The 22,541-nt window shown below is 52.4% G+C and carries 18 protein-coding genes; 5 read left to right on the top strand and 13 right to left on the bottom strand.

What is annotated here, in order from left to right:
* Window positions 1-275: 275 nt before the first annotated feature.
* The 5 genes from TH63_RS19045 to TH63_RS19065 form a co-directional block, all read right to left on the bottom strand.
* The gene (locus tag TH63_RS19045) at window positions 276-2,261 is read right to left on the bottom strand and encodes an OmpA family protein (RefSeq protein WP_048922354.1); all 1,986 of its coding nucleotides are present in this window, start codon (window positions 2,259-2,261) and stop codon (window positions 276-278) included.
* 19 nt (window positions 2,262-2,280) lie between these two features.
* Window positions 2,281-3,237 carry a PorP/SprF family type IX secretion system membrane protein gene (locus TH63_RS19050; protein WP_076606546.1) on the bottom strand — a complete coding sequence of 319 codons (957 nt, stop codon included), beginning with the start codon at window positions 3,235-3,237 and terminating at the stop codon, window positions 2,281-2,283.
* Between the two features lie 38 nt (window positions 3,238-3,275).
* The gene (locus TH63_RS19055; RefSeq protein ID WP_082161795.1) at window positions 3,276-5,456 is read right to left on the bottom strand and encodes an ice-binding family protein; all 2,181 of its coding nucleotides are present in this window, start codon (window positions 5,454-5,456) and stop codon (window positions 3,276-3,278) included.
* A 475-nt stretch (window positions 5,457-5,931) separates the two neighbouring features.
* Window positions 5,932-6,816: a lipoyl synthase gene (lipA, locus tag TH63_RS19060; protein ID WP_048922982.1), complete on the bottom strand. Its 885-nt coding sequence runs from the start codon at window positions 6,814-6,816 to the stop codon at window positions 5,932-5,934.
* A 69-nt stretch (window positions 6,817-6,885) separates the two neighbouring features.
* Window positions 6,886-7,647, bottom strand: coding sequence for a hypothetical protein (locus TH63_RS19065; RefSeq protein WP_048922983.1), 762 nt, complete (start codon window positions 7,645-7,647; stop codon window positions 6,886-6,888).
* Between the two features lie 72 nt (window positions 7,648-7,719).
* On the opposite strand from TH63_RS19065, the gene TH63_RS19070 reads away from it, so the two are divergent.
* On the top strand, window positions 7,720-8,127 hold the full coding sequence (locus tag TH63_RS19070) for an OsmC family protein (protein WP_048922357.1): 408 nt from the start codon (window positions 7,720-7,722) through the stop codon (window positions 8,125-8,127).
* A 103-nt stretch (window positions 8,128-8,230) separates the two neighbouring features.
* On the opposite strand, the gene ytxJ is transcribed toward TH63_RS19070, so the two are convergent.
* From ytxJ to TH63_RS19095, 5 genes are all read right to left on the bottom strand, one after another.
* On the bottom strand, window positions 8,231-8,569 hold the full coding sequence (gene ytxJ / locus TH63_RS19075) for a bacillithiol system redox-active protein YtxJ (RefSeq protein WP_048922358.1): 339 nt from the start codon (window positions 8,567-8,569) through the stop codon (window positions 8,231-8,233).
* Between the two features lie 30 nt (window positions 8,570-8,599).
* Window positions 8,600-8,935: a hypothetical protein gene (locus tag TH63_RS19080; RefSeq protein ID WP_156180734.1), complete on the bottom strand. Its 336-nt coding sequence runs from the start codon at window positions 8,933-8,935 to the stop codon at window positions 8,600-8,602.
* Complete coding sequence (locus TH63_RS19085) at window positions 8,932-9,222, bottom strand: hypothetical protein (protein ID WP_156180736.1); 291 nt, start codon at window positions 9,220-9,222, stop codon at window positions 8,932-8,934. Before TH63_RS19085 ends, TH63_RS19080 begins: the two co-directional genes overlap by 4 nt.
* A 112-nt stretch (window positions 9,223-9,334) precedes the next feature.
* Complete coding sequence (locus tag TH63_RS19090) at window positions 9,335-11,314, bottom strand: alpha-ketoacid dehydrogenase subunit alpha/beta (RefSeq protein ID WP_048922361.1); 1,980 nt, start codon at window positions 11,312-11,314, stop codon at window positions 9,335-9,337.
* A 411-nt stretch (window positions 11,315-11,725) separates the two neighbouring features.
* Window positions 11,726-12,235: a nuclear transport factor 2 family protein gene (locus tag TH63_RS19095; protein WP_197088598.1), complete on the bottom strand. Its 510-nt coding sequence runs from the start codon at window positions 12,233-12,235 to the stop codon at window positions 11,726-11,728.
* Window positions 12,236-12,482: 247 nt separating this feature from the next.
* On the opposite strand from TH63_RS19095, the gene TH63_RS19100 reads away from it, so the two are divergent.
* The 4 genes from TH63_RS19100 to TH63_RS19120 all read left to right on the top strand — a co-directional run bounded on the left by TH63_RS19100 (window position 12,483) and on the right by TH63_RS19120 (window position 18,421).
* Entirely contained in the window at window positions 12,483-13,766 is a 1,284-nt protein-coding gene (locus TH63_RS19100; RefSeq protein WP_048922363.1) for a M16 family metallopeptidase, read from the top strand.
* Between the two features lie 733 nt (window positions 13,767-14,499).
* A complete protein-coding gene (ispF, locus tag TH63_RS19110; RefSeq protein ID WP_048922365.1) occupies window positions 14,500-14,985 on the top strand; it encodes a 2-C-methyl-D-erythritol 2,4-cyclodiphosphate synthase in 486 nt (161 codons plus the stop codon).
* A 129-nt stretch (window positions 14,986-15,114) separates the two neighbouring features.
* Entirely contained in the window at window positions 15,115-16,776 is a 1,662-nt protein-coding gene (locus TH63_RS19115; RefSeq protein WP_053093875.1) for a M28 family peptidase, read from the top strand.
* Between the two features lie 259 nt (window positions 16,777-17,035).
* Window positions 17,036-18,421 carry a LutB/LldF family L-lactate oxidation iron-sulfur protein gene (locus TH63_RS19120; RefSeq protein WP_048922366.1) on the top strand — a complete coding sequence of 462 codons (1,386 nt, stop codon included), beginning with the start codon at window positions 17,036-17,038 and terminating at the stop codon, window positions 18,419-18,421.
* Between the two features lie 118 nt (window positions 18,422-18,539).
* On the opposite strand, the gene TH63_RS20435 is transcribed toward TH63_RS19120, so the two are convergent.
* From TH63_RS20435 to serA, 3 genes are all read right to left on the bottom strand, one after another.
* Window positions 18,540-18,770 carry a hypothetical protein gene (locus tag TH63_RS20435; RefSeq protein WP_156180738.1) on the bottom strand — a complete coding sequence of 77 codons (231 nt, stop codon included), beginning with the start codon at window positions 18,768-18,770 and terminating at the stop codon, window positions 18,540-18,542.
* Window positions 18,771-18,895: 125 nt separating this feature from the next.
* Window positions 18,896-19,966 carry an aminotransferase class V-fold PLP-dependent enzyme gene (locus TH63_RS19130; protein ID WP_048922368.1) on the bottom strand — a complete coding sequence of 357 codons (1,071 nt, stop codon included), beginning with the start codon at window positions 19,964-19,966 and terminating at the stop codon, window positions 18,896-18,898.
* Between the two features lie 156 nt (window positions 19,967-20,122).
* Window positions 20,123-22,015: a phosphoglycerate dehydrogenase gene (gene serA, locus TH63_RS19135; RefSeq protein ID WP_048922369.1), complete on the bottom strand. Its 1,893-nt coding sequence runs from the start codon at window positions 22,013-22,015 to the stop codon at window positions 20,123-20,125.
* Window positions 22,016-22,541: the final 526 nt, after the last annotated feature.

The raw sequence follows: 22,541 nt of genomic DNA on the forward strand, positions 1-22,541 counted from the left end.
GTTACTATTTACCTAAAGACCTCTATGCCGGCTTCAATATTTATCATATCCAGTGAGTTTGAGGCTGGCGCCTCATTGAAGTTGTAAACTTCAGCCCATTTTAGGTCCAAGTTGAAAACTTGAACCAGAGAAAATTGAGAGGTAACGGACCTGCCTATAAACCGAGAGGTTATGGCCCGCCGGTAACGTTTTAAGCACGTTTTCCAGAAAACGGCCCTAAAACAGAAGCGCCACCCCATTGGGGTGGCGCTTCTGTTTTTACGAATGGAATAAGATTACTTGATCTTAAACTCGGTCCTTCTGTTCTGCTGGTGTTGGTCTTCGGTGCATTCCACGCCATCGGCGCAGCCGTTGACCAGGACCGTCTCCCCATAGCCTTTCCAGGTGAGGCGGTTGCGGGAAATGCCCTGGGTGACCAGGTACTCCACGGCAGATTGCGCGCGGCGCTCAGAAAGCACTTGGTTATAGCCTAAACCTTCGCGGCTGTCTGTGTGGGAGCCCAACTCGATCTTGATGCTGGGGTTGTCTTTGAGCATCTGTACCAGTTTATCCAGCTCCTTGGCGGCGTCTGGCCTGATGTCCCATTTGTCAAGGTCATAGTAGATGTTGTCCATGGCGATGGCCTGGTTTTTCTGGCTCTTGTCAAAGATGAGCGTCACGCGGGTGGTGTCCGCTAGTTTCACGGTGTCAATCTTCACCAGCGCAGACTGCGTCAGGAAACCATATTTATCGCCTACCAGGTTATAGGTGGTACCTTTCTGCACGCCAAACTTATACTCGCCGTTGCGGTCTGAGAAGGCCACGGTAGAGTCCTGGGTGTTCTGCGGCGTCAGTTTCAGGCGTACATCGGTGAGGGGTTGGTTGATGCTGCGTTTGCCTTTCACCTGTACCCGCTCCAGAGTGGTCACGAACAAAACGGCGTTGCTCAGCAGTTTAAAGGAATAGATGTCATCGGTGCCGTTGTTGCTGTCGCGGTTAGAGGAAAGGTAACCGGACTGGGCATTGGTAGCGCCGCGCATGAACACCATGCCAAAATCGTCTTTAGGCGAATTCACTGGCGCGTACAGGTTCTCCGGTTTGCTCCAGGTGGCTCGGCTGCCTCTGGTCTTGAACACATCCAGGCCCCCAAAGCCGGGGTGGGAGTCTGAGGAGAAGTACAGGTTGCCGTTCTGGTCAAAGCCCGGGAACATCTCTTTGCCCACGGTGTTGACCATGTTGCCTGCGTTCATAGGCTTTCCCCAGGAGCCGTCTGGCTGCAGTTCGGCATAATAGATATCAGTGTCGCCGTAGCCGCCGGGTTGGTCTGAGACAAAGTACAGCACCTGTCCGTCAGGGGAAAGGGCCGGGTGTCCCACACTGTATTCCTCTACCTTGTTATAGGCAAAGGGCTTCACGTCTGACCAGGAAGATCCATCGCGGCGCGCTGAGAAGATCTCCAGGCGGTTCACATAGTCACTGGAAAGGGCTTTCTTTACCCAACTGGTAGGGTCTACGTTAATGTCTTTCTGCTTTTTCTCCACCATGTGGGTGCGGGTGAAATACATGGTGGTGTTGGCGCTGTCCAGCACGGCGGGGCCGTCATGGTAGATAGAGTTCAGGGTAGAGCCGGCAATCACCGGCATCTGCCAGGTGCTGTCTGCGTTGCGCTGGGCGTAGAACATCTGCAGATACGGGCGGCCGGTCCAGCCGTAAGTGCCAGCGTCAATGTCTTTGTTGCTGCTCACGTTGCCACCCCGGTCTGAGGTGAACAAGATTCCCTGGTCATACACGGTAGGGCTGAAATCGGCGTTGCCGGAATTGATAGCAGTTTCATTCACCACAATAGCGGAGGCGGGTTCTTCCAGCAGCTTGAGCGCGGCGTCAGAGGCCTGGGCCTTGGCATTGGCTTTGGCGGCCTCGGCGGGCACCTTCATGGCGTAATTCTGGTACTGGGTCTTGGCCTCAAAGTACTTGCCGTTGCTTCTCAGGGCCTCAGCGAAGTAGTACATATTGATAGGGTCTGCCTCGGGCATGGCCACCACTTTGGCGTACCATTCCTCGGCCTCCTTGGTGCGGCCGGTCAGGCGGTAGGCATCTGCCAGTCGCTGGGCGCCTTTCAGGTCCGGGGTCTTCTCAGAAAATACCTCCTGGTATTCTTCAATAGCCAGGGAGTAGTCATAGTTCTCGTACAGTCGGTCCGCTTTGCGGGTGGTCTGGCAGCCGCCTAAGGCTAAGCTACCGGCAAGAAATGTAAGTAAAAGCGATTTGTATATAGTAGACATAAGCTGCGTCAGGTTAAAATTAGAAATACCGCGGGGTAACCATTTTGGTAGGTTCCTTCTTCAGGAAGCTATAGCCAACAGATATTTCATGGGTGCTCAGGTCATTCAGGTTGCCGTGCAGCGTAAAGTCATAGGCATAGCCCAAGCGCATGCGCTTGGTCACAAACAGCTCGGCCATGGCCACTAACGCATCTTTGGAGCTCAGGCCTTTGGCCTCAAAGTCATTCTTGAAGATGTTCATGGCCGTACGGTAGCTGGCGCCCAGCCAGATGCGCTCGCCAAACAGGAAGAAAGCGTTGAAGTCTACGTTGGTAGGGCCGTCAAAATTCTCCTTGAGCATAATGCTGGGTTTCACCTTGATGTTATGGCTGATGTCTGCCACGTACCCAATGTTGAAGAAGTAATGGCGCTCCGGGTCATAGTTGATGTCTTTGTCAATGCCCAATAAATCGGTCACGGAAACGCCCGCGTAGAAACGCTCTGTGTGGTAGAAGATACCGGCCTTCAAGCTGGGGCTCCAGGTGGTTTCCTTCTGGGCAGCTATTACTGCGGGGTCCATTTGGTCATTGCCGGTGATCAGCTTGGAGCCGTCAACGGCAAAGTGGGAAATGCCCGCGGCCAAGCCGAAGGAAAGGATGCCCGTCTCGCTTACCGGTAACTTCACGGCGGCGTCTACCTCAAGGTTCTTGCGGTTCTGCGCGAAAATCTCATCGCGGGTGGCATGGAAGCCAAGGCCTATGCGTTCGTTTTTGGTAAGCCCGTCAATACTGAAGGTCTGGGTGTTGGGAGCGCCTTTAAGGCCGGTCCACTGCGTGCGGTGGAAGGCGTTCAAGGTAAGGGTTTCCTTGCTGCCGGCGTAGGCCGGGTTGATCACCAGTTGGTTGAAAATATACTGGGAAAACTGTGACCGGTGTTGTGCCCAACTGCTGGCCGTGGAGGCCAGCAGGGTGAGCATTACTATTATAATTCGTTTCATTTCTACTGGGAATTAATGTTTTGGAAAATGGCAGACGCTTAGCGTACTACCTGCACCGGACCTCTGAATACCTGGTCTTTGCCGTCACAGCCTCTCACGCGCAACACGTAGAAGTAGGTGGCTTCCTCTAGGCCGGTGGCCATCCAGTTATTCCTGTAATTTTTGGTCTTGAAGATCTCGTTGCCCCAACGGTTGTAGACGGTCAGGTCATTGTCCGGGAAGTTCAACAGGTTCCGGATGACGAAGCTGTCATTGATGCCGTCGCCGTTCGGGCTGAACACCGTAGGGATCACAATTTCAGTACCTGCGTCTGCGGCTCTTACCTCTACAGAGGCGGCTGCGCTTGGGCAGGTAGACCCGGTGGCGTTGCTGGCGGTCACGGTTAAGGTGCCTACCGCATTGGCGTTGGTAGCTTTCAGGGTTACAGACGTACCGGTCATGGTAGTGCTGTTGTCTGTGAAGGTGAAGCCGGCCGGGGCCGTCCAGGTGTAGGTAACACCGGCAGTTGGGTTAGAGATGCTGTAGGTTAAGCCTGTGCATGGCCCGCTGTTGTCTACAATGACCGGAGTAGCTGGTGCCGCGCCCGGAGTCACGTCTGGGGTTGAAGCAGTGGCCGTTCCGCAAGGATTGGAAGCCACTACCGTTACTTTACCTAGGCCAGTGCCTGCTTTCACTTGCACGGTGGTGCCGGTGGCAGCACTGATTCTTTCCCAGCCGGTGCCGGTTACGGTCCAGGTATAGGTAACGCCTGCCTCTGGTTGGGCTATGCTGTACTGGTAGGTAGCTCCGGCACAAAGTGCGGTGGCGGGGCTGGTGATAACCGGGGTGGCCGGGGCCGCTCTCACGATCAACTCAATAGGGAAGGCCTGGCTGTTCTGGCAGTTTCCGGTGGTTACCGCCACCACGGTTAAGGCATAGGTGCCTGGGGCCGTATTGGCACCTGCTCTAATAGTAAAGCCAGTGAGCGACTGTGATTCAATGGTCAAGCCGCTGTTCATCGGTACTACTATGGCCAGGTTGGTAACCCCCGCTGATACATTGCTTACCGTGTAGGTAACGCTACCGCCGGTGCATACTTCCTGGGCACCTACCACGTTTGGACGCGCTGGGCGCACGCAGATGGTAGCCTGGTCAGTGCCGCCGCCGTTGCCAATCACGGCAATGTTGGTGATCTCGCCAATAGCGGTGGTTTTGGCGGTAAGGCGTAAGGTGGCCGTTTGGTTGGCCGGTAAGGTGCCAATGGTCCAGATGCCGGTGTTGGCGTCATAGGTGCCACGGTCGGCGTCTGCCGGTGGAACAAAGGTCAGGCCCGCTGGAAGTTTGTCTTCCACAGTGACATTGGTCGCGTCAGCAGCCCCGGAATTGGTTACTCTAATGGTGTAGATGACATTGTCGCCAATAACGAAGGTAGAGCCGTTGGCGGTTTTGGTGATGCTGAGGTTGGCCGTGCCGGTTCCGCCGCCACCTCCTCCTCCACCACTTGAGCCGATAGGTTCTGGTAAGGAGATGTTATTGTTATTGAGAGTGATATCACCGGAGGTGGAAAGCACGCGGCCTACCAGGGTGGTGCAAAGGCTCAACAGGGCATTGTTCTGAGCGATGATATTGCCACTTAAGGTAGAGGGAGTTCCAATAAGGCCTCCGGTGCCTATGGTCACGTTACCGGTTACTCTAAAGAAGACGTTATTGGGGTTGGCGTTGATCACGTTAATGGCAGAGCCTGCGTCAATGACCAGATCTCCGTTCACCTGAATAATGAAAACGGAGCCGGGGTTGCTCTGGCCGTCAAACTTCAGGCGGCCGCTAATGCGGGCATTGCCGTCAAAACGGTACACGCCTCTGGTAAGGGTGGTGCCGCGTACGGCAGCCTCACTGGGGATAAAGCCGGCGCCTAAGGTTTGGCCGGTAAGGTTCTGGGTGGGGGTGAACTGGGCTAATTCATTGTAGACCCGCACAACATCAGATTTGGCGGTGGCTGCTGCCACAGTGCCGCGCTCAGTGTCTCCTAAGACTATGCCGGTAGGGAAACCGGTCACTAAAAGCCCTGGCGATGTGCCCAGGTCTCCGTAGATAATACTGCTGCCGGTGCTGTTAACCGCATTACTTCCCAGTACCGCAAACTCGCCGGCCATTCCTAAAGAAGGGGCGGTTAATGTCTGCGCATAGGTAGTGGAGGAAATAGCAAACAAAGCTGCTATTACGAGTAAAAGTTTATTCATGTGAGGTGAAAAAGGAGGGTGTGATGACTGTAATCTTAAATATTCCTATATATGAATGAATCCTGTGCATGTACTTGCCTTTCTTATAAAGGTTTTGCCTTGTTAGAAAGATGCAAAATAAGAGGCGGGTGGGAGGGCGTGAATTCTTACGAGGGAAAGAGAATTACAGGGTGGACTTATGGACTTTTGATCATAATAAATGGGTTTGCATGCTAGTGAATCATTGCATGACTGTGCAAGGTAGGTGGAAATGAGAAAGCAAACCAATTTATTATTCGTTTATAAGTATCATAGTGGCTCTGGAGTGCTGTTTGTAATTTTATTCTTTTTGTGCAAAAATTTGGTTCTACGTAAAATCATGAAAAGTTAATATATAGTACAAATACGATGGAAATAGTTCAAAAAAGTAGGCATAGAAAAGCCCCTCTGGTAGGAGGGGCTTTTCTATGCCTACTTTTTTGAAAAGAGCTAAAATCTATACGTGCACGTGGCGCTCAGCGTGGTAAGAGGACCGCACCAAGGGACCAGACTCCACGTACTTGAGGCCGCGGCGCAAACCTTCTTCTTTGTAGTGGGCGAACAGGTCCGGGTGAATGAACTCGGCTACCTCCAGGTGCATTTTGGTGGGTTGCAGGTACTGGCCCAGCGTCAGGATGTCCAGGCCGACGGCTGCTAAGTCATCCATGGCTTCATACACTTGCTCCTGCGTTTCTCCCAGCCCTAGCATGATGCCGGTCTTGGTGCGCTTGCCGTATTCTTTGATGCGTCTGAGTTGCTCCATGCTACGGTCATACTTCGCCTGGGGCCTTACCTGGCGGTACAGGTTTTTTACGGTCTCAATGTTATGCGATACCACTTCCTGGCCCGCGGAGATCATCACCTCCAGGGCTTCCCAGTTCGCTTTCACGTCTGGGATAAGGGTTTCAATGGTGGTCTCCGGCGAAAGCTGCTTGATAAGGGCAATGGTCTCATGCCAAACGGCAGCGCCGCGGTCCTTGAGCTCGTCACGGTTCACCGAGGTGATGACCGCATGTTTCACGCCCATGAGTTGAATGGCTTCCGCTACGCGGCGGGGTTCGTCCAGGTCATATTCAGTGGGGCGGCCCGTGGCCACGGCGCAGAAAGAGCACGATCGGGTACAAACGTTGCCCAGAATCATGAACGTGGCCGTGCCGGCTCCCCAGCACTCCCCCATGTTCGGGCAATTTCCGCTTTCGCAGATGGTGTGTAGTTTATAGGTGTCTACCAGTTGTCTGACTTTGGCGTATTCTTTGCCCACCGGCAGTTTTACGCGCAGCCAATCTGGCTTACGGGGTTTAGTTTGAGCTTCAGCGGGTTGTATAACCGGCAGTGCAATCAATTGATCCATGTCGCAAAGGTACTAAGTGAGGAGCGGATAGACAAAAAACAGCCGGACAGGAGGGATCGTTCAACGGCGGCGACCATAATACAGGGTCAGGTAAACGGAAAGGAAAGTGTTGTTATTAGACGCCTGCGGAATAATGTCCAGCTTGCCAGCGAAGGCCTCATAGAGTAGGCCCACCTCAATACCGGTTACGCTTTCCATGTAGCGGCCGTACTCAAAGCTGACGCCCGCCTTGGCGTTGGCGCCTACCCTGAAATGCGGTTCGGCAAGGCCGGTGAACACCCCAGAACTGCCTAATATGTGCGTGTCTGGCTGGGTATGGACTCTGGGGTCATATTGCTCCGTGCGGATGTCTGAGGGGCCAATGGGCTGCCGGTTCACGTCATAGGGCGTGTAGTCATACTGAATGTAATAGGGCGCCAGAATACCAATGGAAGGGCCCGCGGCCACTACGCCGTTCACCTGCACGCCAGACTCGGCGGCTTTTCTAAAGAAAGTGTATTCACGGCCGTACTGCGGGCGCAGCACAAACAGGTAATTGCTTTTGCCTTTAATGTAGGTGCCGCCGGTATAGGGGTTTTGGTAGCGTATTTCTTTGGGGTGCTTTACCTCTACGCCCTCCAGGGCCCAGAACTGGTACCATTTGCCGCCCATGTGGTACACCTGTTTGATCATAGCCCCACCTAAGAGGCCGCCGTTTGAGTTGAAGTTAAGGCCGTAGGTGAATTCTCTGGAATAGCCTTCCTCTTCTTCTGCGGTCTGCGCCATGGCCAGGCCCACAGGAAGAAAGCTCACCAGCACCAGCACAAGTAGGAATCTGCGCACAGGATAGAAGGCTAAGTTTCGTTTAAAAGTAAGTAACTTTACAGGCACCTGCAAATCTTAAAAAGTACGACAATGAGTTCAATGACGCTAACATATTCTGGCCAGCTCAGAACCCAGGGAACCCACGTGGCCTCTGGTAATACGGTAATCACAGATGCGCCTCTTGACAATAACGGCCGGGGGGAAGCCTACTCGCCAACAGATCTGGTGTGCAGCGCCCTGGGCAGCTGTATGATGACCATTATGGGCATTGTGGCCGAACGCAACGCCATTGACCTGACTGGCATGCATATGGCCATCACCAAAAAAATGGCCGCAGACCCACGGCGCATCGCTGAGATTGTGCTGGAGGTGCAAATGCCCGCCAGAATTTTTTCAGACAAAGAAAAGGCCCTGCTGGAAAATGCCGCCCGTACCTGCCCGGTGGCCCTGAGCCTGCACCCAGACACTACCCAAACCGTTACATTTCTGTACGCGTAACGCTGATATAGAACGTAATAAACAGACTATTAGATATAGTAAAATCCCGTTTTAGGCACGTTTTCAGAAAACAAGGCCTAAAACGGGATTTCTTCTTTCTACCCTAAACAGAGCGCTTCTTTACCTCCTGCAGGTTAATGCTCAAATGGGACCCGTGGTAGTGGCACTGACCGTCTTTGATGAGCAACAGCTGCGGCGACTCATGGCGTACTTCAAATACCTGGGCTATTTCATTGGAGATGGGCCGGTTGGCAATAAGGTCCAGGTAATAGGGTTTCACTTGGCCCAGGTCTGCGTCTGCCCACTGGCGCTCCAGGCGGCTTTTGGCCGTGGCGCTAATGGAACAGTGGGTGCTGTGCTTGAAGATGACCACCGGTTGCTCCTTAGACTCTTCTTTTATCTGGGTGAGTTGATCTATACTGGTTAAATGATGCCACTGCATAGTAATCTGGGTAAAAGTAAGCTGGTAAATTTAGTTTCCTCTGGCCCTGGCCGGCGCGCCTTTTTTGGAGAACCACTTGGTTTTTACCATGGCGGTGCCATCTTCATTGATGGGCATTTCCTCCTTTTTCTTGGTCTTCTTCATCTTGCGGCCCGTCTCACCATTGCGGAAGTTGTACGCATGAACGTTAAGATGTGATTCATCATAATCTGAAGTAACCTTTTTGGCGTCTTTAAGGCTGTTTTTGACTTCCTTTTTCTGCTGGCTGCGGGTAAGGTAGCCTGTTTGGGCGGCAGCGGGGGAAGAGGCCAGGATTAACACAGCCAGAATAACGGTGAGGGAAAGCGATAGTAAAGCGTGTTTCATTTTAGTCCTACTCGTTCTAGTAAACTTCTTTTCCGTTTGGGGACCGGTATAAAGGTTTTCTTTTTGGTAAGCAGTCCCTTTTTATTGAAATCCATGTCACGACCTCCCAGGTCGCGGCCTTCGTTGGCCTGGTCCTCAGGAGTAGGTTCGCTTTTCTTGCCTAACCCTAAGAGGGAGAACTTCTTCTTCCCGGACACATCTGGGCAGGCAATTCTGGAGGAGTTACATCCTTCCAGAGCAAGGCTCACCACCAGAACCCACAACACCAAAGCAAACCTTTTCTTCATGATTGGTAAATCAACTAACTGTATACGAGGACTAAACAATATTGGCTGCTGGTTTCTGTTTTGGGCCTGTTTTGTTGAAAACAGGCCCAAAACAGAAAGGCTGGCCGTTTTACTAAAAGCTTAAAAGCGCTTCTACTTTCTCGCGCAGGCGTTTCACGGGCAGGAACTCCTGCTCCAACGGAGGGGCGAACGGAATGGCGGTGTCCAGGCTGCCTACCCGTATCACCGGGCCATCCAGCTGCGTGAAGCAGTTCTCAGAGATCCAGGCGGCAATCTCGGCGCCAATGCCGCCGGTGAGCGTGTCTTCATGCAGCACAATCACGCGGCCGGTTTTGTGCACGGTCTGGCGCACGGCCTCCTTGTCCCATGGCAGCAGGGTGCGCAGGTCCAGCACATCGGCGCTCACGTCTGGCATGGTCTGCAGGAGCTGCTTGGCCCAGTGCACGCCCATGCCGTAGGTGATGATGGAGAAGTCGGTGCCTTCCTGCACCAGGCGGGCACGCCCGATTTCCAGGGTGTAGTAATCGTCCGGAACAGGCTCGGCAATGGAGCGGTACAGCAGCTTATGCTCAAAGAACATGACTGGGTTAGGGTCTTCAATGGAGGCGTTTAGCAGGCCCTTGGCGTCATAGGGCGTTGACGGGTACACAATCTTGAGGCCGGGCGTGTGGAAAAACCAGGCCTCGTTGCTCTGCGAGTGGAACGGACCTGCCGCGGCGCCTGCGCCGGTAGGCATGCGCACCACCACATCGGCGTTCTGGCCCCAGCGGTAATGGCTCTTGGCCAGGTTATTCACGATCTGGTTAAAGCCGGCGGTCACAAAGTCAGCGAACTGCATCTCTACCACCGCTTTCTTTTTCTTGATGGACATGCCCAGGCCAATGCCCAGGATGGCGCTCTCGCACAGTGGTGTATTACGGATGCGTTCCTTCCCAAACTTCTCCACGAAGCCCTCGGTCACCTTGAACACCCCGCCGTACTCGGCTATGTCCTGGCCCATGATCACCAGCTCTGGGTAGCGCTCCAGGCTCTGGCGCAGGGCGTCTGAGATGGCGTCTACGTAGCGGCGTTCGGTGCGGCTGGTGTCTTTGGGTTTGATCTCCGTCTGGATGAACGGCTGGTACATGTCGGCAATCTCTTCCTTCACGTCTGGGGTAGGCATGGGCGTGTTGTGGGCAATCTCCAGCCCGCGCTCAATCTCCTCCTTGAACTCCTCCCTAATGGCGGCCATGGACTTTGGCGTAAGCACCTTCTCGTCCAGCAGGTATTTCTCAAAGTTCTCTACCGGGTCTTTCTTGCTCCAGCGCTCAAACAGCTCCTGCGGCACGTACTTGGTGCCCGAGGCTTCCTCATGGCCGCGCATCCTGAACGTCATGGCCTCAATGAGCATGGGGCGCGGGTTCTTTCTGATGCTGTAGGCCGCCTGGCGCACGGTGTCATAGACTTCCAGCACGTTGTTGCCGTCTATCTGCAGGGCATCAATGCCGTAGGCGGGGCCTTTGTCTATGAAGTACTGGCACTTGAACTGCTCGTTGCTGGGCGTGGAAAGGCCGTAGCCGTTGTTTTCTATAATGAAGATAACGGGCAGGCCCCACACGGCGGCTACGTTCAACGCCTCATGAAAATCGCCTTCGCTGGCGCCGCCGTCACCGCTGTACACCAGGGTTACTTTCTCGCGCTTATCCAGCATCTCGGCCAGGGCAATACCATCGGCCACAGCTAGCTGCGGGCCCAGGTGGGAAATCATGCCCACAATGTGGTGTTCGTTGGTGCCGAAGTGGAAGGACCGGTCTCTGCCTTTGGTAAAACCGGTGCGCTTGCCCTGGAACTGCGCGAAAAGACGGTCCAGGGGAATCTGGCGGCAGGTGAACACGCCCAGGTTGCGGTGCAGGGGAAGGATGTATTCGTCCTCGTCCAGGGCCAGGGTGGAGCCCACCGAGATGGCTTCCTGGCCGATGCCCGAGAACCACTTGCTTACTTTGCCCTGACGCAGCAGAATGAGCATTTTTTCCTCAATCATGCGGGGCTTGAGAATGCCGCGGTACAGGTGCAGCAGGTCGTCGTCGGTGTATTCTTTGCGGTTAAATTTCATGGTCTTCGCGGTTGGGGCGAGTCGTAAATTTAGCGCAATAGCCCATGTGTAGGAAGGATTGCCCCGGTTATTTTTACTTTTCGCGTTTTAGGCCTGTTTTACCCAAATCAGGTGAAAAACGAACCGAAACCGCCCTTTGGTCTGCCTTGCCCCGTCAGTTACCTTATTTTAAAGCGGGGAAAGCGTGAAAATTACCTTCTTCGGTACAAGCCCCAGGCATAAGCGTGGCGCAAGAAGCTGGTGGAAAGTAGGTATAGAGACGGACTGTAAAAAGGGGAAAGAATAAGAAGTAGAAGATGGGTCAACGTGTAGAAAAAACTGTTCCCAAAGCAAAGACCCTTTTACGTAAATAGCCCCGCTCCCTCTCCATGGAAAGGCAACGGGGCTATTGTTTTAGCAGGTTGGTCTTCTTTATTTCACGGCCTTGACAATGGCTTCGGTCTGTTCATTGGAAGGCGTCATGTTAAAGCTGAGCACGTTTATTTTCCAGGAATCGCCTACTTTGGTTAAGTGGCTCACCAGTCGCCACGGAATGTTGGGGGTGTAGACATTCATCTTGAATTGCTCTACCACGGTGGCCGAGGTGCCATCTCTGTCTATTACTATTTTGCGGATTTCTATTTTATGGTCTTTGAGGTTAATAGTAGAGTCTACGAACATCTGGTTGATCTGCTCTACATACTGCTTCTTGTCAAACAACTCCTTGGGGTCGGTGCCGGCAAACAAACCGTCTTCGGCCAGCAGACTAGTCATCGCTGAGGCATTCTTGCTTACCAATGAGGCATGGAACTTGTCCATCAGTTCTGTGACACTGGCTTCAGAGGTTGTAGCATCCACGGGGGCTTGCTCTGTGGTTTGCTTGTTGCAGCCTGTTGCGGCCAGCGCCATGACCACTATCATACTTAGAAAGAAGTTTTTCATAAAAGCCATTATTTAAGGATTTAAATTATTTTTAATAGGAGTATTTATATTAATGATAACGGTTGATATTCCTGGAAGTTCACTTGTGGGAAGCAGCTTGCTGGGGAGCCTGGGTAAGCTGAAGAATTGGGGAAAGCTGCGGGCGGAGGGAAGCTCTTATTTCTACCGGCAACTTTACTTTTCAAACTGGGTTTGCGTACATTCGTACACTGTCTCTGCCTATCAACAAGAGGTGGTGCCTTAGATTATGATCCAATTCCAAGAATTTACCTTAGAGAATGGCCTGCGCTGTATTGTGCACGAAGACCCTACCACACCGCTGGCGGTGCTCAACGTGCTCTATAATGTAGGCTCCCGCGATGAGGCCGAAACCCACACTGGGTTTGCGCACTTGTTTGAGCACCTTATGTTCAGCGGTTCGGTGAACATTCCTAGCTATGATGAGCCCCTGCAGCAGGCCGGTGGCGAGAACAACGCCTTCACCTCTCCAGATATCACCAACTACTACCTCACTGTGCCGGCCCAAAACATAGAGACCGGCTTCTGGCTGGAGTCTGACCGCATGCTTAACCTGGCATTCAGTGAGAACGGCCTGGAAGTGCAGCGCAAGGTGGTGGTAGAGGAATTCAAGCAGAACTACCTTAACCAGCCGTACGGCGATGTGTGGCTCAAACTTCGGCCGTTGGCCTACCAGAACCACCCGTACAAGTGGGCCACCATTGGCAAAGAAATCAGCCATATTGAGAATGCCGTGATGGATGACGTGCGGGCCTTCTTCAAGAAGCACTACTCCCCGGCCAACGCCATTCTGGTAGTGGCCGGCAACATCACCTTTGCCCGCGCCAAAGAGTTAACCGAAAAGTGGTTCGGTCCGATACCGGGTGGTGTCCGCTATGAGCGCCAGTTGCCCGTAGAGCCGCGCCAGACGCAGGCCCGTCTTTTAGAGGTGGAAGCCGAGGTGCCCCTCACCGCCCTTTACAAAACCTACCACATGCCCGCCCGCACCAGTCCCGACTATTATGCCGCTGACCTGCTGAGCGACGTGCTGGGCCGCGGCGATTCGTCCAGGCTGTACAATGAGCTGGTGAAAGAGCAGAAGCTGTTCAACTCCATCTCGGCGTTTGTGACCGGTTCCATGGAGCCTGGGCTGCTGATCATCCAGGGCAAACTGAACGTGGGCGTAGATCCGCAGGCCGCCAACGCCGCCGTAGAAGCCATTGTGGCCAAGGTACGCCAGGAACATATCTCAGACGAGGAACTGCAAAAGGTGAAAAACCAGGCCGAGACCTCTATTGTCTTCTCAGAGATTGAGCTCCTGAACCGCGCCATGAACCTGGCTGTGGGCAAACTGATGGGCAACCCTAACCACGTGAACGAGGAAGGCGCATTGGTACAGGCCGTCACCTCCTTAGACATCTACAACCAGGCGCAGGAAATCCTCAGGTCAGACAACTGCTCCACGTTGATTTACCGGGCCGTTCCCGGCAAAGAAACCCAGGAGGAACTGGAAGAAGTGCAGGACGAAATCTAAGTTCTGTTTAGGGGTCGTTTTCCGGAAAACGGCCCCTAAACAGAAAGTAACTTTGGGAGAAATACTTAGGTGGTACTTTTTAACTTCCAAAAACCTACCGCCCTTGTTGGTGTTCTAACCAACAAGCGAAGACACAGCTCAATTGGTAAAGACAGAAAAAAGAACACCATAACTATCGCGTAAGGATAGAGAAGGAAAGGTGGCTTAATTGGGGGCTTTCTTGTATAAGAACCCTACATGCTTGTTGGTTAGAACACCAACAAGGGCGGAAATGTGTTGGCGACTTAAAAGTTATGGAAGTAGAGAATCTGTATATTGGGAATTTGCAATTCACTCTGCTGTAATTCTCTGAAAAAACTAGAGCGTGGAATTTTAATTTTGAAGGCATAGCAACACTTCAAGTTGAATGCCTTTGGAGGATATTGAGGGAAGGCAAAATCAGATTTACTTCAAATGACCATGGCCAAAATTATGGTCATGTTGACGCATTAGATTTAACAGTAGAAATCCCAAAACTTATTGGTAGTGCTAGTCTTCTTCAAATAAATAGACACATATTAACAGGTGACTTAAATCTGATTTTTCGGAACAACTTCAAAATTGAGATTATAAATGATTCAAGCGGATTTGAAAATTGGAACCTCATCCTTGAGTCTACCAGGTATTTTGGGATAGTTCCGTTTTAAGGGTTATATCTAAAATCCAACATCTACATACTAACCTCTAACCATACATGAGCTTTCATATAAGAACCGGCTTCGGCTATGATGTGCACCAATTGCAGGAAGGGCTTGATTTCTGGCTGGGCGGTATCAAGGTGCCGCACACGCACGGGGCCCTGGGCCATTCAGACGCTGATGTTCTGACCCACGTGATCTGTGATGCCCTGCTGGGGGCCGCCAACCTGAGAGACATCGGGTTTCATTTCTCAGACAAAGACCCGCAGTACAAGGGCATTGACAGCAAGTTACTGCTGCGCGATGTGATGAAACTGATCCGGGAGAAGGGTTATGAAGTAGGCAACATTGACTCTACCATCTGCCTGCAGGAACCCAAGGTGAACCCGCACATACCGGCCATGAAAAGCTGCCTGGCCCAAGTGATGGAGATTTCGGAGGATGATCTTTCCATCAAGGCCACCACTACGGAGCAACTGGGTTTTGTGGGCAAGAAAGAAGGCGTGGCCGCGTATGCCACCGTGTTAATCTACCGGAAGTAACCCGCTCAAAAAGCAAAAGCCGTTTTGGCGCTGTTTTTGTGAAAATAGCCCCAAAACGGCTTTTGCTTGCGCATTCGCCAAATTTTGGTTAGCATTAAGGTCTTATTCCAGAACAACAAACAACTTTACATGAAAAAGCATTTGTACACGTTGGGCATGGCCGCCGCTTTTCTGTCGGCGTGCTCTTCGTCTCAAACCCCTTCTGCCTCGGGCAGCGCGGGTACTTCCACATCGGCCATGGCCAAAGTCGCGGCCGCTGCTGGGACCATGCTCGCTGATCCAACTAAATATGCCAATACCATTACGGCGGCAGACTTAGAGAAATACCTGCGGGTGTTGGCCTCAGATTCTTTGGAGGGCCGGGAAACCGGTGAGCGCGGGCAGAAAATGGCCGCTGACTACATCTCCAAGCACTTTAAGGCTAATGGCCTGGCAGGTCCGGTGAAAACCGGCGTCAACCCGTATTACCAAACCTTTGACCTTGAGAAAAGCAGTTGGGGTGATGGTCACGTGACCGTGGGCACCAAAAAGTTTACCATGGGCAAAGACTTCTTCGTGTCTGGCGCATCGCCGTACCAGCAAGAGGAAGCCGTGCAGGTGGTATTTGGCGGCTATGGCATTGATGACCCAAAGTACTCAGACTACACCAACTTAGATGTTGCCGGCAAAGCCGTAGTAGTGCTGTCAGGGGAACCCAAAAACGCTGCGGGTCAATACCTCATCAGTGGCACCGATAAAATGAGCACCTGGTCACAGGACATCCGTACCAAAGCGGCGGCGGCCACCAAGAAAGGCGCCAAAAGCGTGTTGGTGATCATGGGGTCTACTGAGGACGAGTTCAAGCAATTGACGTCGCGCTACGCGGGTATGTTAGCCCGTCCGTCTATTGGGTTTGGCGCTACGCCTACCCAGCCACGGGCAGCCAGTTTCTTCATCTCTCCGGCCATGGCGGCCGCTTTGCTGAACACCAAGGCAGATCAATTGCCTAAGTATAGCGCCTCCGTGGCCAAAGCCGGCAAAGCCGTAGCGTCACCGTACAAAGTGGCCACTAACGTGAAAATAATGACGGCGCGTAACAAACAGGCGCTCCCTACTGAGAACGTGCTAGGCTACATTGAAGGCACCGACCTGAAAGACCAATTGCTGGTGGTAAGCTCGCACTATGACCATGAAGGCATCAAGAACGGCGTGGTCTATAACGGCGCCAATGATGACGGTTCTGGTACCATGGCCGTGATGGAACTGGCTCAGGCCTTCGCCGAGGCCAAGAAAAACGGACATGGCCCGCGCCGCAGCATCCTGTTCCTGACCGTTACCGGCGAAGAGAAAGGCCTGCTGGGTTCTGAGTACTACACAGACCATCCTGTGTTCCCGCTGGAAAACACCGTAGCCGACCTTAACATTGACATGATTGGTCGTAATGACAAGCAGCATGAAGGTACCTTTGACTACATCTACGTGATTGGGTCAGACAAGCTTTCCTCTGAACTGCATGCTATTTCTGAGAACGCCAATAAGACCTACACCAACCTGGATCTGGACTACACCTTCAATGACCCCAATGATCCTAACCGGTTCTATTACCGTTCAGACCACTATAACTTCGCGAAGCACAACATTCCTATTGCCTTCTATTTCAATGGCGTGCACGAAGATTACCACCAGCCCACCGATGATGTGGACAAGATCAACTTCCAGGCCGCCGAGAAAGTAGCCCGCCTGGTGTTCTACACTGCCTGGGACCTGGCTAACCGCACTGAGCGCATCAAGGTAGACAGCAACAAAAAATAAGCGAAGCTTATTTTTTAGAGTCCTGAGTCAATAGTTCTGAGTAATTCATCTTTCAACTCAGAACTCTGAACTGCAACAAAAAAGGAGAGGCCCGGCCTCTCCTTTTTTGTTGCGAATGTATTTTCTTGCGTAGAAGGTCGTTAATATTGTAATTGGTTTCTGTTTTAAGGGTGTTTTACAGAAAACAGGCCTAAAACAGAAGATCACCCATGCGGTGTGGGTATAGGCTTACACCATAAAAGAACCAGAAGAGAAGACATTGGGTACTAAACTAAAACAGTTTCTGCAGGACTCAGAGACCAAGGCATTTGACCTGGAGCACCGGCGGAAAATACGCTTCAACATAGGCAAGTACAATGCGGCCGTGCAGAACGGCATGATGGCCTACCAGCACCATGAACTGGCGCGGGAGCGGGCCTCGTTCCTCAAAACCCAGACCATCAATAACCTGGACAAGTACCTGGTGGAGTTTGAGAACAACTTCACCAAGCGGGGCGGCAAGGTCATCTGGGCCCAGAACGCCGAGGAAGCCCTGCGCGAGATTGGCGCCATCATGAAGCGCAAGCGGGCCAAATCGGTGGTGAAGTCAAAGTCCATGAGTACCGAGGAAATTCACCTTAATGATTTTCTGGAGAAGAACGGCATTGAGACCGTAGAGACTGACCTGGGTGAATACATTGTGCAGTTGGCGGGCCAGCGCCCTTACCACATTGTGACCCCGGCCATGCACATGTCCAAGAAAGACATTTCTGAGCTGTTCACCGCCAAACTGGGCATTCCACTCACCGATGACGCCCAGCAACTGGTGCTCACCGCCCGTAACCTGTTGCGCGAGAAATACACCCAGGCTGAGGTTGGCATCAGCGGCGCCAATTTCCTGATAGCCGACATTGGCGGCATAGCCGTGACGGAAAACGAAGGAAACGCGCGGCTGTCCACCACGTTCCCTAAAACGCACATTGCCGTGGTAGGCATTGAGAAGCTTATCCCGTCTATGGTGGACCTGGACCTGTTCTGGCCTTTGCTCAGCACCAGCGGTACCGGGCAGAACGTGACCATTTATAACACCATCTTAACCGGCCCGCGGCAGCCCACTGAGAAAGACGGCCCCGAGGAAATGTATGTGATTCTGCTGGACAACGGCCGCACCAACCTGCTGGCTCAACCCGAGCAACGCGAGGCCCTGAACTGCATCCGCTGCGGCGCTTGCCTGAACGTGTGCCCTGTGTACAAGAACATTGGCGGTCATACCTATGAAACCACCTATAGCGGCCCCATCGGGTCGGTGATCACACCGCACCTGGCCGGGTTTGAGGAGAACAAGCACCTGAGCTTTGCCAGTTCTTTGTGTGGCGCCTGCACCAGCGTGTGCCCGGTAAAGATAAACCTGCATAACCTGCTGCTCTTGAACCGCAAGCAGAGTGTAGACGAAGGCCTGGTAGACAAAAACGAGAAGCTGGCCTTTAAATTCTGGGCGAAGGGCATGCAGAACCGCCGGCTCCTGAACATAGTGCCGGCCTCCCTGAAGAACTATGTGTTCCGCCATGTCCAGAAAGACAGTTGGAGCGTTCGGCGGGAGCCCTTAGAGGCTGCCCCTAAATCTTTTAATGAGATGTGGCGCAAAGAGCGGCCCAAAAAGTCATAGTCAAACAAAAAGGCCTCCTGAAATCAGGAGGCCTTTTTGTTTGACTTACTAGAAAGCCAAGATTTGGGTTGTTTGTCTGTCTGCCCTTATAGGGGAAGTAAGCGGGGAATAAAAGGTCTTATCCTCTGGAAAGAGGTTTCTTGTTTCTGCTGCTCAGCAAGCTCTTCAAGGAGAAGGTCTGCTTGTTTCTCTTGATTTTTCTGTACCTGGCTTTAGAGCTGCTTTTCTTGTTCTTCTTGAAGAAGGGCAGTTCTGAGGTTGATGAGGTTACATCTACTGCAGCCATGGCTACCGGAGAAAAAGAGAAGGCAAAGGCACACAGTAATAAAGAAAGTAATAGTTTTTTCATGAGCGTTACTGCGGTTATGTTATAGTTTGGATTTGTAATACCCAATAGTAAGTATTAAGATTTAACAATTCAAATTTATTTTTGAATTATTAAATCCCGGTAAAAGAGCGAATAGGGGAATAATTCTATAAAATTCCCAGCTCATTAACCAATATGTCAATTTTCTCTTGATATATTGCAGGAAAATTGGCAATCCTAATTTGTTTGTCTTTAAAGGCGCCATAGCCAGATCCTACCACTAACCCCTTCGCCTTCAGGGCGGTAATCACTTCAGAGGCGGGTTTGTCCAGCACGTTGGCCACCACCACCGTGGGCGAACGATGCGCGGGTTCAGACACAAAAGGGGCGAAGTGTTCGCTCTCTTCCAGGAAACTGTAGAGTTGCTGCGCTTTGGCTTCGGTTTCTTTTCTGATGACGTCAATTCCCTTGGCCAGCATGTCTTCCACCACGTGCGTGAGCAGGTAAATGCCCAGCACATTGGGGGTGCAGGGCGTCTGGAACTGCTGGTACTGGTCCTGTAAAGCAGCAATGCTGTAATGGCCGCCGGTGTATTGCCTGCCTTCCAGCGTAGCGGCCTTCTGCCGACACCGCTCATTTACCAGCCACACGCCCAAACCTGCCGGCAAGCCGAAGCCTTTCTGTACCGAAAAGAACGCCATGTCTATTTTAGAGAAGTCAATGGCCGCATACGGGGCCCCGGACACCATATCCACAGAAAGTAAGGGCTCCGGGAACGCCTGCCGCAAGGTGTGGAGGTCAGTTACGGGCATGCACACGCCGGAACTGGTTTCGTTCTGGGTGACGGCCAGCAGCTCGGTGCCCGCGGGTACCTGCAGGTCCTGGGCGTAGAAGCCCTGCCCGAACGGCACCTCGGCTACCTGCGCGTTGCGCCCCAGCCATTTGGCGTGGTCCAGGTACTTTTTGGAGAAGGAGCCGTTGACCAGGTGAAACGTGTTTTGGGCGGTGAGGCTCTGCAGGCTCCGTTCCCAGATCTCCGTGGCCGAGCCCGTAAAGTAAATGGCGTAATCATCGGGTAACCCAAACAGCGCCCGCAACGCCACATCTGCTCGCTGGTACAGATCTTTGAACGCCTGGCTGCGGTGCGATTGCGAAAAGATCTGTTTGTCTAAAGCCGTCTGCAGATGGCCTGCCACGGTAGGGTAAAGCTGAGCCGGGCCGGGGGTAAAGTAAACCATGGTTGTAATGTGCTAATTTTTTAATGTGCTGATTGGTATGACGTAGCGCGTATCAAGTATCATGACTTGGATGGCGTGTTTCTGTTTCAGGGCTCCTTTTCTGAAAGGAGCCCTGAAACAGAAGATCTTGCTACGTGATACGAGTTACTTGATACTTTAATACAGTGCCCGGGACTTAATGGTGTCTGGAATGTGTTTCAGCTTCTTGATCACGGAGCGGTCATACTGGGTGTCTACGTCGGTGATCACGTAGCCAATGGTCTCGTTGGTTTTCAGGTACTGGCCTAGAATGTTGATGTTATTCTCAGCCAGCACGTTGTTGATTTTGGCCAGAATGCCCGGCACGTTCCGGTGAATGTGGATAAGCCGGTGCGCATTACCCAAAGCCGGCAATTGCAGGTTAGGGAAGTTGACGCTGTTGTAAGAGCCGCCGGTGTTCACGTAGTCAATCATCTTGGAGGGCACATACTGGGCAATGTTCTCCTGGGCCTCCTCGGTGCTGCCACCCACGTGCGGAGACAAAAGGGTATTGGGTAATCCTCGGAGCGCCGACTCAAACTTCTCCTGGTTATTCTTGGGCTCATGCGGGAAAACGTCTACCGCGCAGCCCCGTATCTTGCCACTCTTGATATTCTGGGCCAGCGCCTCAATATCCACCACGTGGCCGCGGGCCAGGTTCAGGAACAGGACGCCCGGCTTCATCAGCTCAAATTCCTTAGTGCCGATGATGTTTTTGTTGGAGGCGCGGCCATCTACGTGCAGGGTCACAATATCTGCCAGGGCCAGCAGTTCTGCCAGGGAGTGGCACACTTTGGCGTTGCCCAGAGCCAGCTTGTCCACCACGTCATAGAAATAGACGTCCATGCCCAGGCTCTCTGCCAGCACAGAAAGCTGCGAGCCTATGTTGCCGTAGCCAATGATGCCCAGTTTCTTGCCGCGTATCTCATTAGAGCCTTTGGCAGATTTGTCCCAGTCGCCGGCGTGCATGCGGTTGCTTTTCTCCACCAGCCCCCGGGAAAGCATGATGATCTCGCCAATGGCCATTTCTACCACGCTGCGGGTGTTGCTGTAGGGGGCGTTGAAGACCACAATGCCGCGCTCGGTGCATTTGGCCAGGTCTATCTGGTTGGTGCCAATGCAGAAGGCGCCCACCGCCATTAGCCTGGGTGCATGTTCCAGGGCCTTGGCGGTGACGTGGGTTTTAGACCTGATGCACAGGATGGAAACATCCTGCAGTTTTTCGCAGAGTTCTTCCTCTTCCAGGGCGCCGGCCATAAATTCTACTTGGTAGCCTTCCTCTTTGAACATGTTCACGGCCTGCTCATGAATGCCTTCCAGCACCAGCACCTTAATGCGGTTCTTGGGGTAGGATAGGGAGCTGGGCAGCTTGTTCACGTACAGGAACTCGTCCAGGCTGGGCGTTACGTGGTCGGCTTTGTCTACCACGCTGTCGCGGCTCACGTTCTCGGTGAAGGCGTAGAACTTATCGGCTATGCCGGCTTCCTTTATTTCATAATCAGTGTAGCCGTCGCCAATCACGTAGACCTCGCCGGGCAGGTTCAGGGCTTTGATCTGCTTTGCCTTGCCCTGGTTCTGGGTGAGCGGATTGGTACGGTCAAACCCGGTGATGTTGCCTTCCTCATCATACGTGAAAGTATTGGCGAAGACGTTTTCGGGCTTCACGCCCAGTTCGCGCACAATGGGCACAATGAACTCTTTAAAGCCGTTGGAGATAATGTAGATATCGTCTTTGAAGGCCTCAAAGAAAGCCCGGTTGGTCTTAAAGGATTCTGAGATCTGGCTTTTGAGATGTTCTATTAAAGAAGTGAGATGGCTTTTGTTGGCGTTAAGCAGGGCCAGGCGTTGGTCCAGGGACTCTACCAGCGGAATCTCGCCTTCCATGCCCAGGTCTGTGATGCGCTGAATCTCTGCCAGGGTTTTTTGCCGGCGTACGGGGTCTGGAATGCAGATGGCGCAAAGCTCGTCAAGGGCTTCTACCTTGGTGAACGTACTGTCAAAATCAATGATGAAATGCTTGTGCGTACTCATGGAAGAAAAGGTTAACATGGGGTGGCCGCAAATGCCTGCCACAGAACTGGGTGACCGTAAGTGCTTCTCGTTTACGATTGATGCCCCAATATCGGGTAGTATCTGCGGAAATGAAAAGCGTTTTTGCATTGTTTTTAAGAAAACGGCACAGAAACGCTTTTTCTGTTGAGAAAATGCTCGGTAGATAGGAGGCTATATAGAATAAGAATTACTGGTCTCTTGCCTTGCCGTGGCCAAAGCTGCAAGCCAATACCCTTCTGCTTTTGGCGTTTTCCCTTCTGGCGTGTAAGCGCAACTTCAGAATTTTTTTATTAAACCTTTACGTGGCTTACAGGTCATAGGTAAGATTCATGACCAAACGTACATTAGTATGAATTTTTGCAGGTTCCTGCCGGTCTTTTAATACATTTATGGTAAAAGAGACGCACTTTTTGGCAAAACGAGCCAAAAAAAGAGGTGTTTCGGCCTGAAACCTGTTAAGTTGAAATATAGATTTTGAAAATGTGATAACGAATTGCTTGTTTTT

It is taken from the genome of Rufibacter radiotolerans, assembly GCF_001078055.1.
In the GTDB taxonomy this organism is placed as follows: Bacteria; Bacteroidota; Bacteroidia; order Cytophagales; family Hymenobacteraceae; genus Nibribacter; species Nibribacter radiotolerans.